General features: G+C 39.9%; 12 protein-coding genes. 10 read left to right on the top strand and 2 right to left on the bottom strand.

Translation table 11 applies throughout. The features are described from left to right. The first annotated feature begins 52 nt into the window (after positions 1 to 52). From aspS to PF027_RS04440, 7 genes are all read left to right on the top strand, one after another. The gene (gene aspS / locus PF027_RS04470) at positions 53 to 1,807 is read left to right on the top strand and encodes an aspartate--tRNA ligase (protein WP_270877213.1); all 1,755 of its coding nucleotides are present in this window, start codon (positions 53 to 55) and stop codon (positions 1,805 to 1,807) included. Then, entirely contained in the window at positions 1,804 to 2,379 is a 576-nt protein-coding gene (locus PF027_RS04465) for an adenylate kinase (protein WP_270858806.1), read from the top strand. The genes aspS and PF027_RS04465 overlap by 4 nt, the downstream gene beginning before the upstream one ends. A gap of 22 nt (positions 2,380 to 2,401) precedes the next feature. Further along, entirely contained in the window at positions 2,402 to 2,566 is a 165-nt protein-coding gene (locus PF027_RS04460) for a hypothetical protein (protein ID WP_270871803.1), read from the top strand. Positions 2,567 to 2,593: 27 nt separating this feature from the next. Beyond that, positions 2,594 to 3,112 (top strand): inorganic diphosphatase, encoded by a 519-nt coding sequence (gene ppa / locus PF027_RS04455; RefSeq protein ID WP_270870686.1) that lies wholly within the window; start codon positions 2,594 to 2,596, stop codon positions 3,110 to 3,112. 39 nt (positions 3,113 to 3,151) lie between these two features. After that, a complete protein-coding gene (locus PF027_RS04450) occupies positions 3,152 to 3,574 on the top strand; it encodes a Sua5 YciO YrdC YwlC family protein (RefSeq protein ID WP_270877212.1) in 423 nt (140 codons plus the stop codon). A gap of 60 nt (positions 3,575 to 3,634) precedes the next feature. Continuing rightward, positions 3,635 to 4,018, top strand: a complete 384-nt coding sequence (locus PF027_RS04445; RefSeq protein WP_270877211.1) for a YgiW/YdeI family stress tolerance OB fold protein — start codon at positions 3,635 to 3,637, stop codon at positions 4,016 to 4,018. Between the two features lie 508 nt (positions 4,019 to 4,526). Beyond that, positions 4,527 to 10,244: an autotransporter outer membrane beta-barrel domain-containing protein gene (locus PF027_RS04440; protein WP_270877210.1), complete on the top strand. Its 5,718-nt coding sequence runs from the start codon at positions 4,527 to 4,529 to the stop codon at positions 10,242 to 10,244. 74 nt (positions 10,245 to 10,318) lie between these two features. Here the strand turns inward: PF027_RS04440 and PF027_RS04435 are convergent, their stop codons facing one another. Further along, positions 10,319 to 10,450, bottom strand: a complete 132-nt coding sequence (locus PF027_RS04435) for a hypothetical protein (protein ID WP_270871807.1) — start codon at positions 10,448 to 10,450, stop codon at positions 10,319 to 10,321. Here PF027_RS04435 and PF027_RS04430 point away from each other — a divergent pair. Next, positions 10,434 to 10,595, top strand: a complete 162-nt coding sequence (locus tag PF027_RS04430; protein ID WP_270864958.1) for a DUF1328 domain-containing protein — start codon at positions 10,434 to 10,436, stop codon at positions 10,593 to 10,595. The genes PF027_RS04435 and PF027_RS04430 overlap by 17 nt on opposite strands. Positions 10,596 to 10,688: 93 nt before the next feature. Then, on the top strand, positions 10,689 to 11,873 hold the full coding sequence (locus tag PF027_RS04425; protein WP_270871808.1) for a replication-associated recombination protein A: 1,185 nt from the start codon (positions 10,689 to 10,691) through the stop codon (positions 11,871 to 11,873). A 95-nt stretch (positions 11,874 to 11,968) separates the two neighbouring features. Here the strand turns inward: PF027_RS04425 and PF027_RS04420 are convergent, their stop codons facing one another. Continuing rightward, the gene (locus tag PF027_RS04420) at positions 11,969 to 12,877 is read right to left on the bottom strand and encodes a GNAT family N-acetyltransferase (protein ID WP_270871809.1); all 909 of its coding nucleotides are present in this window, start codon (positions 12,875 to 12,877) and stop codon (positions 11,969 to 11,971) included. Positions 12,878 to 13,588: 711 nt separating this feature from the next. On the opposite strand from PF027_RS04420, the gene PF027_RS04415 reads away from it, so the two are divergent. Next, positions 13,589 to 13,729: a hypothetical protein gene (locus tag PF027_RS04415; protein ID WP_270858815.1), complete on the top strand. Its 141-nt coding sequence runs from the start codon at positions 13,589 to 13,591 to the stop codon at positions 13,727 to 13,729. Positions 13,730 to 13,832: the final 103 nt, after the last annotated feature.

Genomic DNA, 13,832 nt, shown 5'->3' with positions numbered 1-13,832 from the left:
CAAAATTTAACTATAATCATTGGTTTTAATTATTTTTTTTAAGGAGAACACATTGCGAAGTCATTATTGCACCGATCTAAGCAAAGCAAATATCGGCGAAAACGTTAGCGTTTGTGGTTGGGTGAATTCTTACCGCGACCATGGTGGCGTTATTTTCATCGATTTGCGCGATAGAAGCGGACTTTTACAGCTAGTATGCGATCCAAAAGATAGCAAAAGTGCTTACGAAATAGCAAACGATGTCAGAAACGAATATGTTTTGCGCGCAAACGGAAAAGTGCGCGCCAGAGGCGAGGGTTTGGAAAATCCAAATTTAAAAACCGGAGAGATTGAAATCGTAGTCGATGAGCTAATCATCGAAAATCCAAGCCGTGCATTGCCATTTGTCATCGGAGATGAGAGCGTAAATGAGGAAATTCGCCTAAAATACAGATTTTTGGATTTAAGGACAAATGATAAATTTGAGCGCTTTGCAATGCGTTCAAAAGCGGCCATTGCGGCACGAAATGCGCTTGATAGACTTGGTTTTGTCGAGGTTGAAACCCCTGTGCTAACTCGCGCTACGCCAGAGGGTGCGAGGGATTATTTGGTGCCTAGTCGCGTTTATCCGGGTAGCTTTTATGCGCTTCCGCAAAGCCCACAGCTTTTTAAACAGCTTTTAATGTGCTCTGGATTTGATAGATATTTCCAAGTAGCCAAATGCTTCCGCGATGAGGATTTGCGCGCAGATCGTCAGCCAGAATTTACCCAAATAGATGTTGAGATGAGCTTTTGCGATCAAAATGATGTAATGAAGGTCGCTGAAACATTTTTAAAAGATATTTTTGCCTCTTGCGGACACGATATTCCTACGCCATTTCGCGTAATGGAGTATAAAGACGCTATGGAGAATTACGGTAGCGATAAACCAGATCTTCGCTTTGGTATGCCATTTATCGATGTGGCTGATATTTTCGCGCGTTCAAATAATGAAATTTTCGCTAATATTGCAAAAGATACTAAGAAAAACCGCGTAAAAGCCCTTGTCGTCGAGGGTGGAGATTTGAAATTTAGCAAACGCCAAATGCAAAGATTCGAAGAATATGTGCGCAAATTTGGCGCACAAGGCCTAGCATTTATCCAAGTCAAAGAAGATGGCCTTAAAGGACCTTTGGTTAAATTTTTCGATGAAGCAGATGTGGCCAAGCTAGTCAAACGCTGTAACCTAAAAGTCGGCGATGTCGTATTTTTCGGTGCTGGAAAGAAAAAAATCGTGCTTGATTATATGGGTAGATTTAGACTTTTCCTTGCAAACGAGCTTGGCATTATCGACGAGAACAAACTCGAATTTTTGTGGGTTGTAAATTTTCCAATGTTCGAGCAAAACGACGACGGAAGCTACTCGGCTATGCACCACCCATTTACTATGCCAAACAATGTCGATGAGCCAGATATGGAAGAAATCACCTCTATCGCTTACGATGTCGTGCTAAATGGCGTCGAGCTTGGTGGTGGAAGTATCAGAATCCACAAAGCCGATATCCAAGAAAAGGTTTTCAAACTACTTAAAATCGAGCCAGACGAGCAAAGAGAAAAATTTGGTTTCTTGCTTGACGCGCTTAGCTTTGGTGCGCCACCACACGGCGGTATCGCGATTGGTTTTGACAGACTTATGATGTTAGTTACCAAATCAAGTAGCATTAGAGATGTCATCGCCTTCCCTAAAACTCAAAGAGCGCAATGCCCTATGACAAAGGCTCCAAGCGAGGTTAGTAGCGAACAGCTCCAAGAATTAGGACTTAGAATAAATTTAAAGGATAAAAAATGAAAAATCTATTTTTAATCATCGGCGCACCAGGCAGTGGCAAAACCACAGACGCTAGCTTGATTGCGCAAAACAACGAGAGTATCGCTCACTACTCTACTGGCGATTTGCTTCGCGCAGAGGTAGCAAGCGGTAGCGAACTAGGCAAAACAATCGACAGCTTTATCTCAGCTGGAAATTTAGTCCCGCTTGAAGTGGTTGTAGGCACGATAACTTCTGCGATTAAAAGCTCGCCAAAAGATTTTATCATCATCGACGGCTACCCACGAAGCGTGGAGCAAATGACAAAACTCGACGAAGTTTTAAAAAGCGACGATGAGATCGAGCTTAGCGCAGTAATCGAAGTTGCAGTTAGCGAAAACACAGCCAAAGAGCGCGTTTTGGGTCGTGCAAGGGGAGCTGATGATAACGAGCAAGTCTTTTATAACCGCATGAAAGTCTTCAACGAACCAATCGGCGCAATCCGCGAATTTTACGGCAAAAAAGAGATTTTTTACTCAGTTGATGGCGAACGCACAATCGAAGAAATCGTCGAAGATATCAACGATATAATCGCGAAAAAAATCATCGGCTAAGAGTGAAATTTAGGGAATTCTTGTGAAATTTAGCCCCAAATTTGGCATGAAATTTAGTCTTAAAATTTGCGCTGTTTTTGCTGTTTTGGTTTTTTGCGCTGGTTGTGAGGCCAAAAAATCCGTGAGCGTGGCAGGAAACAGCGGCGGTGGCGGAGTTTTCACGGGATTTTCTATAAGTGCGTGGTAAATTTAAAATTTAAATAAAGGATAAAAAATGGATATTTCTAAAATCAAAGTAGGTTCAAACCCTGATAAAATCAACGCTGTAATCGAAATCCCTTACGGCTCAAACATAAAATATGAAATCGACAAAGAAAGCGGTGCTGTGTGCGTCGATCGCGTTATGTATTCGGCGATGTTTTACCCTGCAAACTACGGCTTTGTGCCAAATACACTAGCAGATGATGGCGATCCTGCCGACATTTTGGTGCTAAATGAATACCCGCTTCAAGCAGGCTCAGTTATCCCATGCCGCTTAATCGGCGTTTTGGTTATGGAAGATGAAAGCGGAATGGATGAAAAACTTCTAGCCGTGCCGGTTAGCAAAATCGACCCTAGATATGACAATATCAAATCTCTAAGCGATTTGCCAAAAATCACGCTTGATAGAATCAAAAATTTCTTTGAAACTTACAAGGCGTTGGAGCCTGGTAAATGGGTGAAGGTCAAGGATTTCGAGGACGCTAGCAAGGCTGAGGCAATCCTATCTCGCGCAATCGCAAACTACAAATAATAATTTCGCCCAAATTTTGGGCGAAATTTCACTTCCGCTATGATTTACCTAGCCCAGACAGACACCACAGCCGGATTTTTAAGCAAGGACTTTACGCAGATTAACCGCGCGAAAATGCGCCCCAAAAACACTCCCTGTGTGCTAACCACGGCGAATTTAAACGAGCTAAAAACCCTAGCGCGCGTGCCAGAAAAATTTAAAAATCTCGTGCGAAGGGCGAAAAAATCGACCTTCATCTACCCAAATCAAATTTCACTTCGCTATGTGCAAGGCTGCGAGCATGCGAAATTTCTGCGACAATTTGGCGCGATGTATTCGAGCTCGGCGAATTTGCACGGCGAGAAATTCGACGAGGATTATGCGCGCGAAATCGCAGATGTCATCGTAGATGAGAAATTTAGCGAGCGCACTGCGTCGAAAATGTATAAAATTTCAAATTTTAAAATTAAAAAAATTCGTTAAATTTAGATTTAATTCAAATATTGTAAAATCACACAAAAAATTTCTTAAAAGGAGCGAATTATGGTAAAAAAATTTCTAATCCTTAGCGCAGTTTGCGCATTTGCCTTGGCAAAGGGTGGTTTTGTCGGAAATGATGGCAGCAGCAAGGGCGAGTTCGTCGAATACGGCGCCAAATCATACCGCGTAGTTAGCGTCAAAGAGGCGAAAGATTTGCGCGATGATACGAAGGTAACCCTAGTGGGAAATATCAAAAAACGCCTAAATAACGACGATAAATATCTATTCGTGGATAAAAGTGGCGCCTCTATCACGGTAGATATCGACGATGATGACTGGAACGGCCTAGTCGTGAGCCCTGATACCAAAATCCGCATAGTAGGCGAGGTGGATAAGGATTTAGTCGGCGTAGAAATAGATGTCGATGATGTCTTGCCTGTAAAATAATTTTGCGTAAAATTTAGCGCAAAATTTTACGAAATTTACTTGAAATTCCACGCTGCCGCAAGCCCGAAATACTGCCTCGCTTGCGGTAGCGTTTTTAAATTTCGCTAAATTTTCTAAAATTTCCAAATTTAGCTGTATTCTTTAATCAAAATTTAAAAAAATAAGCCAAAATTTAATGAAATTTAAATACAATACCCCGAAATTTTATATTTTAGGGGAAATGATGAAACTTCTACCAAATCGTTGCGGGGGGGGGCGAACTAAAAGCCACAGCCTGTCTTTGGGCTACTTCGCAAGTATCAGCGAAACGCAAATTTTATCAAATTTCCAAATTTTACAATCCAGCAATAAATTTAATCACAAATTGCACAATACAACCATTTTTTATCGGAGGTGAAAAATCTCAAATTTTACAAATGCACAGGTTTTTAAAATTTAGTTTTTTGCCAAATTTTGGCGAATTTTACAGATTTAGCAAATTCAAAACACTTTTAATAAAGGGGATAATATGAAAAATCCACTCAAATTTAGCGTCGTAGCAGCAGCTACGCTCATGGCGGTTACTCCAAATTTATCATTATCGGCTGAGACTTGGTCATCTGATGATAAAACCTTTAATATCACAGCTAGTGATAAATTCACTCGCACTATGGTAGATGATAAAGGCAATAAAAAAAAGCAAGAATTTGCTGTCACGGGTACTTTTGATAGTGGCGAGCTAGTAACTATCACGGGTGCTACTTCAAGTGATGGCACAGGGGGAACTTTTGCTAACTCATTTAGCGGAAATACCGTAAATGTAGATTTAGGAACAAATTCGTCTAATTACTACGATATATTTGGCGGCGGAGATTATACTACTAATGAAAAAGTTAGCGGTAATACGGTAAATCTTAACAAAGGATTTGTTAGGTTGATAAACGGTGATACTAGCGGTTATGGCGAAGTAAGCGGTAATAAAGTCTTTATAAACGGTGGACAGTTAGAACTTGTTTATGGCGGTTGGACTAAACACACAGGAAAAGTCAGCGGTAATGAAATCATCATAAACGGCGGTACCGTAAATATCGGTATTTATGCCGGAGATAGCAATAGTGACGAAGTCAGCAACAATACCGTAACACTTCTAAGCGGAAATACATCGACTGCTAAGATAGTTGGCTTTTATAGTAGTAATAATGCTGCAAATAAAAATAACACCCTAAACATAGGCAGCAGCACAACAAAGGCAAAAAATCTTAAAGCCGGAAATATCATAAATTTCGATAACTTAAACTTCTACTCAGATTTAAATGCCAACGAAGTTGCCCTAAGATTAACAGGCGCAGATACAACAAACCTAACAAACACAACCATAACCGTAGATAACCTTAGCTCATACATTGACGGCACAGGAAATAAATACTACTTGCTAAAAAACACAGGCACAGGAACTATAAAGGTAAATGATACTTGGTTAAAAAGCACTCAAAGAGTTACGGGAAAAATCTTTAATGTAACTTCAAAAACAGAGTATAATGTCGACAAAGGCGGAATTTTCCAAAGTAGCGACAAAAAAGACCTATATATTACAGGCACGGCAAATTCGGTCGAAACTATCATCGGCGATACTTTCGGCGATAACGAAGCAGGAACCGATAAAGACGGCATAACTATAAATTTAGCAGATAATTCTTATAGTAATCTAAAAATAAATTTATCTCCGTCTAGACAAGCTACGATAAATTTTAATAAAGCTACAAATGTCGGAAATGTAGTGGCTTTAAATAGTGATATAAATATAAATTCTTCGTCATTTACAGGAGAATTAGTGCATGGCAAGAGCCTAAATTTATTAGGCACAGGGACGATAACCGCTACCGGTAGTTTTTATGCTACAAATGATATAACGGCAAATGCACCTTTATCGATAATAGGCGGTTTAAACTCAGCCCAAGGCAATATCAACTTCTCAGCCGCCGGGGCTTATATCGGTGGAACGGTAGCTACAAATAAGGCTATAAATTTCGGCGATAGTAAAAACGCTATGAGATTAGGTTCGATTATAGTAGGCGATATAATAGCAAAAGAGCTAAATTTCTATTTGCCAAGCGATGTTTCTAACGGAAATGTTGCTCTAAGTCTGCAAAATACCGGCACGAAAAACCTAGCAGGCACAAAAGTAAATGCTTATCTAAGTGACGCCACAGGCTTAACAAGCAAAGATGATAAAATTCATCTAATCCAAACAAAAGGTTCTCTAACAGGCTTTGACGAAGCCAACGGCAATGCAAATTTAACTAATGTTAATATCGCAGGTCTTATCAATGTAACAGGTAAAATCGCCGTTGATAGCACGGCTCAATACTTAGACCTATCATTTAGCGGCGACCCTGTGAAGTGGTCATCTAAGGATAAAATCTTTAATATCACAGCATTTGATAAATTTACTCGCACTATGGTAGATGACAAAGGCAACGAAGTAGAGCAAGAATTTGCTATCACGGGTGGATTTGATAGCAAAGACGAGCTAGTAACTATCACAGACGCTACTTCAAGCGATGGCGCAGGGGGAACTACTACTGCATCATATAGCGGAAATACCGTAAATGTAGATTTAGGAACAAATTTCGTTCGAGATTATTCTATATTAGGTGGCGGAGATTATAACACTAATGAAAAAGTTAGTGGAAACACAGTAAATGTAAATAGCGGAACATATATTAGAGGTGCGCAAGGTGGTTTTAGTGGAGGTAACGAAGTTAGCGGTAACTCAGTTATCATAAACGGTGGACGGTTAGATTATGTTTATGGTGGTTGGTCTAATGGCTCGGGAACAGCAGGAATAGTTAGTGATAATAAAGTCGTTATAAAAGGTGGAATCTTTAAAGATGGCAGTTCAATTGTTGGCGGTCATAGCACACATTCCGAATCAAATAACAACATAGTAACACTTCTAGACGGTGACCTATCAGGAGCTAGGATATACGGCTATGAAAGTGCTCGTACTGCAAGCGGCAACACCCTAAACATAGGCGAAAGCTTATCAAATCCACTTGCAGTAGGAAAAACACTACAAGCAAAACAAATTTATAAATTCGATAAAATAAATTTCTATTTGCATAGCGGTATAGCTGATAAAGCAATCGCTCTAAGCTTGTCTGATACAGGCGAAACTGATTTAAGTAAAACAACTGTAAATGCGTATCTAAAAAATGCTTCAAATTTAAAGGCTGACAGCGTAGTTCATCTAATACAAACAGCTGGAACTCTAAGCGCACCTGCAAACAACAACGCAGAGCAAACAAATGTAAATATAGCAGGTTTATTAGATCTCAAAGGCTATGTCAAACTAGCAGATGATAGCAAGAATTTGGATTTGTATTTTAGTGCAACACCGCCGACACCGACTGCGATTTGGTCATCTAAGGATAAAATCTTTACTATCACAGACGCAAATAAATTTACTCGCACTATGGTAGATGACAAAGGCAACGAAGTAGAGCAAGAATTTGCTATCACGGGTGGATTTGGTAGCGACGAGCTAGTAACTATCACAGACGCTACTTCAAGTAATGGCACAGGCGGAACTACTGCTGTATCATATAGCGGAAATATCGTAAATATCGATTTAGTAGGTGCAAAACCATTTTTTTTTGGTATCCCTGGCGGTGGAGGTTATGGCATCGATGAAGATGTTAGCGGTAATACGGTAAATCTTAACAAAGGATTTGTTCCTTTGATATACGGTGGTACTAGCGGTTATGGCGAAGTAAGCGGTAATAAAGTCTTTATAAACGGCGGAGAGATAAATACAGTTGTGGGCGGTTTGACTAGCGACACAGGAAAAGTCAGCGGTAATGAAATCATCATAAACGGCGGTACCGTATATGACGGTATTTTTGCCGGAGATACTAGCGGTTATGGCGAAGTAAGTGACAACACCGTAACGCTTCTAGGCGGAGATACATCGACTGCTATGATAGTTGGCTTTGATGGCGGATCATCTGCAAGTAAAGGCAACACCCTAAACATAGGCAGTAGCACAACAAAGGCAAAAAATCTTAAAGCTGGAAATATCATAAATTTCGATAACTTAAACTTCTACTCAGATTTAAGTGCCAATGAAGTTGCGCTAACTCTAACTGGCTCAGACCCAACCGACCTAGCAAAAACAAATATAACCGTAGATAACCTTAGCTCATACATTGACGGCACAGGAAACAAATACTATCTACTAAAAAGTGGCGGTGAAATAAGCGTAGATAACACATGGCTTTTAGCCACTCAAAGCTTCGGCAATGTCTTTAATGTAATTGGAGAGACCCAGTATAATGTCGCCAAAGGCGGAATTTTCCAAAGTAGCGACAAAAAAGACCTATATATTACTAGCACGGCAAATTCGGTCGAAACTATCACAGGCGATACTTTCGGCGATGACGAAGCAGGTATAAAAGACGGCATAACTGTAAATTTAGCAAATAGCAACTATGCTAAACTTAACATAAATATCGCAAATTCTGCAACCATAAATCTAACAAACGCTCATAATGTCGGAAGCGTGATAAGTAGTGGTTCAACCCTAGACATAAAAGGCGGTTCGACATTTGATAAGGGAGCTAGTATAGATGTAAAAACCGCAAATTTCGGCGATAGTAGCGATGCTATGGTAATGGACATTTATGATATTTCTGCTTTAAAGGCAAAAGAGATAAATTTCTATCTGCCAAGCAATGTCGCCAAAGATGAAACTGCCTTGAAAGTCGCAAATTCTGTTGATTTGAGTGGCACAAAAGTAAATGCCTACCTAAAAGACGCCACAGGCATAACAAGCAAAGATGATAAAATTCATCTTATCCAAACAGCCGGAAGCATAACAGGCTTTGCAGAAGCAAACGGCAAAGCAAATTTAACAAATGTTAATATCGCAGGACTTATAAATATAGCAGGTAAAATCGCCGTTGATAGCACCAGCAAAAATTTAGACCTATCATTTAGCGGCGACCCTGATACAGGTGGTTCAGGCACTGGCGGTGGTTCAGGCACTGGCGGTGGTTCAGGCACTGGCGGTGGTTCAGGCACTGGCGGTGGTTCAGGCACTGGCGGTGGTTCAGGCACTGGCGGTGGTTCAGGCACTGGCGGTTCAGGCACTGGCGGTTCAGGCACTGGTGGTTCAGGCACTGGTGGTTCAGGCACTGGTGGTAGTGGTAGTGGAACAGGTACAGGCGGTTCAGGCACAGGAACAGGCTCTGGCGGTGGTAGCGGTATAGGCAATATCACTGCAAACAATGCCGGTGCAAAAATCCTACTAGAAACCAAACTATCTCAAAGCACAGCGGTAAATGAAGGAGCAAATTTACTTGTATCAAATTTAGGTAGCGTTGCAAATGCTGCAAACAATGCAAATTCTAGCAGTGCAAGTAATGCAAATTCATTAAATAACGATACCCAAACAGGAAAAGCAGTAGCATTTGCCTTTGTAAGCGGATATGACAAAGAGATGACAACAGGCTCACACATAGACATAAAAGGCTTTAATGCAAACGCAGGTATCGCAGGAAATGATTATTTCAGTAGCGGAAATTTAACAACAGGTCTATTTGTAGAATACGGCAAAGGAGAGTATGATAGCTTTTTAGATGACGGCACAAAAGGAAGCGGTAAGACTGAGTTCATTGGCGGTGGCGCTTTTGCTAGATTTACTACTTTAAATAACTTCTACACAGAAGTAAGCGGTAGAGTAGGTCAAGTAAAAACCGAATACGAAACAACAGCTGCTTATAAAGAATTTGATATAAGCAACACTTACTATGGCGCTCATTTGGGGCTTGGCAAAGAAATTGCATTATCGAATTCAAATGACCTTGATATTTTTGCTCGTGGAATTTGGGCTAAAACAGCAGGAAATGACCTTGTTCTAAATGGCGTAAATACGCACTTTGATAGCGTAACTTCGCTTAGAGCGCAAGTTGGTGTTAAAGATAATATCAAATTTAGCGACACAAGCAAACTTTATGTAGGTGCAACATATCAATATGAATTTGACGGCGAAGCAAAAGGAACTCTAAGCTTACCAACCTTTGGAAGTGCAGACATCGCAAGTCCTAAACTAAAAGGCTCAACAGGTATCGGCGAAATCGGCTATGTCTATGATAGTGGAAAGCTTAAATTCGAAGTCGGCGCGAAAGGTTATACTGGCAAAGAGCGCGGATATAGCGGAAATGTCGGATTGACATTTAGGTTTTAAATTTGAAATTTAATGGTTAAATTTCATAAAATTTAGCCAGCAAGGGAATTTGGCAAATTTGCTAAATTCCCTTTTTATTTGCCAAAATTTGGCTCGTAGCTCAAAATTTCACAAAAATTTATCATTTCATTACCAAATAGAGTTAAAATTTCCCCAATCGCTTTGGCGAAATTTTTAATGGAGGCTAAAATGCTAAGATACGCCATAATCTTCCTAATCATCGCAATCGTGGCTGGAATTTTCGGCTTTGGCGGGATTGCTGGCACAAGCGCAGGAATTGCGAAAATCCTGTTTTTTGTATTTCTTGTGCTTTTTGCAATTTCATTTATTTTTAAGCTCATCAAACGCTAGCTTACGAAGCCTTTGCGCTTCGTAAATTTGGCGTGTAACTTAAAATTTATCCTTACTTCGCTACAATCACGCATTAAATTTCAAAGGTTAATCATGCAAAGTCTAGCGCTAAAATTTCGTCCCAAAAGCTTAAATGAAATTCTAGGTCAGAAAAAAATCGTGGAGCTTTTTAAAAAATTTATCGCCTCTGGCAAAATTCCGCATAGTATATTTTTCGGCGCGGCAGGGTGTGGCAAAACCACTATGGCGCGCGTGCTCGCAAGCGAGCTGAACTACGATTTTTACGAGCTTGACGCCACGAGCCTAAAAGTCGAAGATATCCGCAAAATCCTATCTACGCACTCTGGCGTGCTAGCCAAACCGCTGATTTTCATCGACGAAATCCACCGCCTAAGCAAAACCCAGCAAGAGGTTTTGCTAATCCCAATGGAAAATTACGAAGCGATAATAATCGGCGCGACCACGGAAAATCCGCAGTTTGTCATAAGCTCTGGGATTCGCTCTCGCTCGATGATTTTCGAGTTTGAGCCTTTGGGGGCGCAGGAAATGAGCGAGCTTTTTGAGCGGGTGCAGGGCGAGCTGGGCTTCGCGTGCGATGATGATGCCAGAGAGTATCTCATACACACTAGCGCAGGGGACGGGCGAAGTCTTTTAAATTTGCTCGAATTTGCGATTTTGGCTGATAGTAAAATCTCTCTCGATACGCTAAAAACACTGCGCGCGAGTGCCGTAGCACAGGGGGTAAGCTCGGACGATACGCACTACGAGCTAGCAAGCGCGATGATAAAAAGCCTGCGTGGAAGCGACGCGGACGCCGCACTATACTATGTGGCGCGCCTAATCGAGGCTGGCGAGAGTGCGGATTTCATCGCTAGGCGCATGGTAATTCTAGCTAGCGAAGATATTGGCAACGCCAATCCAAATGCCCTAAATATGGCGGTTAATACGCTTTTGGCAGTCAGCAAAATCGGCTACCCAGAAGCTCGCATAATACTGGGACAATGCGCGGTGTATTTGGCACACTCGCCCAAATCAAACTCTGCTTACAACGCCATAAACGAGGCTTTGAAATTCGTGCGAGAGGGCGAAATTTTGCCTACGCCAAGGCATTTGATAAACTCGGACAAAGAGATCGCAAACTACCTTTATCCGCATGATTTCGGTGGCTGGGTGGAGCAAGAATACACTAGTGCGAAAGTGAAATTTTACCACAGCAAACAAATCGGATTTGAAAAAACGCTAGATGAGTGGCTTAAAAAGATAAAGGGTGAAATTTGAATTTTACGCAAAATTTAGCGTAGAATTTTACAAATTTATGCATTATAAATGTTGCAAATTTAGCGAATTTAACGCCAAATTTGCAAAAAATTAATCTATTTTTCTCTGCAAAAAGGTGCGAAAAATTCTGCTCTTTCTACAAAACCGAAATTTGATAAAAATTTTATATTTTCATCGCCGTTTTTTGTAGGCACGGCTGCAAAAGTCATAATTTTATCGCCAAAATAGCGATTATAAGCTCTCATCAAAGCTCGTCCTATGCCTTGTCTTTGATAATCCTTATGAACTTCAACGCTATGAAGATAGCCAGTAAATGCCCTATCTCTATCGCAAAATGCCGTTAAAATGCCAACTGCTTTCTCACCAATTTTTGCCACTGCGTAATAATCCACATTTCTAAGTTCGTCTAAAAGTGCGATATTTTGCGATTTTGCACCGATTGATGCACGAATTTCTTTTATATCATTTAGATTAAAATTTGCACAATTTTCCAAAATTTCTAAATTTGCAATTTTGCTTTCTTTATTTTCGCTTGTTTTATCATATTTGTAATCTTTAAATTTGGCACAAATTTTCTTCTCTTTTTCTTGTTTAAATCCACAAAAATTTAGGAATTTCTCTGCCTCAATTTTGCCGTTTTTAACGGGAGCTATCGTAAAAACTTTTGTGTGAGAAAATTTGCTATCAAATGCCTTCATTAGCGCTTTTGCTACACCTTTTCTTTGAAAATCTTTATGAACAATAATAGAATATAGAAAACTTTTATCAAAATTATCTCTATCGCACATAGCTTGTAATGAGCCTATAACTTTGCCGTCAAGTTTCGCAATAGCCGTATAATCATAGCTTCTATCGACATCCCAATGCGACCACGCCCAATCTCGCCCTTGCCTTTGTTTATAAAGCTCATCGCTCATCCAGCCGATACTAAGCATAATCTCGTCCGTATCGTTAGCATCGTAATCTGTCGAATTTTCTAAAATTTCTAAATTTTCTAATTTCATAATCCTGCTCCTGATAAGAAAAATATTGAGAATTATATTCGAAATTTATTTAAAAAAATATAAAAGTCAAAATAGATAAATTTTGATAAAATAACCATATATAGGTATTTATATACTAAATTTACTTAAAAAAATTTTATATTAATTATCAAAAAGAATTTAATTTTTTTAGCCATTTTTGGTGGCGAGTATGATACAGACTTTTAATCATACTATGCGTTAAGCTCTCGCTCTCGTGAGTTGTTTTAAAATTTATTATTTTGGTAAAATTTCACTTTTTTGATACAATATAAGCGTAATAAGTGGCAGATATACCATGTGGTCGTGTTGCGCCGTTTAAATAGTGCCATCGCGAGTTCAACTCTCGTCACCATTTATTACCTTTGAAATTTTTATTAAAGCTTTATGTTGAATTAAGACTGCGATTGCCACCCAAAAGTAGCCACTTTGGGTAAGTTCAGCCCTTTTGTTAGGGTCGCGGGTATAAGTCTTTACCGCAAACATAAATGCCAAGAGCTTGGCTAGCTCTTTTAAAATCTAAGAGTTGATGGCGGTAACATAGTAGTCCGGGCAATCCCTTTAAAAGCAGGATAAGATTGCGTATTGTAGGTGCGAGTCCTACCGCTCTTAGATTTAAATTTTATATAATCTAAATAAGCAAAGCAAAGGCGTAGCCAAAGCAGAGCAAATTCATCATACAAAGGCAAATTTATGGAAAATGTCGCGCTAGGACTTTTATATGTGTTTATCATAATCGGCTTAATTTCATGGGTGGGAAAAAGGTTTTTTGATTTGCCGACTGGCTGGTCGATTTTAGGCTTTTTGGCTCTTTTGGGCGGTTGCAGCGAGTAAAAACTTGTTTTAGCCTTTCGATGAGTTCTTTGAAATAAGCGCAAATTATCCAAAAATAAAATTCAAGCTTAGCGTTTCGTGGAATTTGAAATTTTAAAATTTT

The sequence above is a fragment of the Campylobacter sp. VBCF_01 NA2 genome, from assembly GCF_027797205.1.
Classification (GTDB): domain Bacteria; phylum Campylobacterota; class Campylobacteria; order Campylobacterales; family Campylobacteraceae; genus Campylobacter_B.
This window is presented reverse-complemented; position numbering and strand designations above follow the sequence as displayed.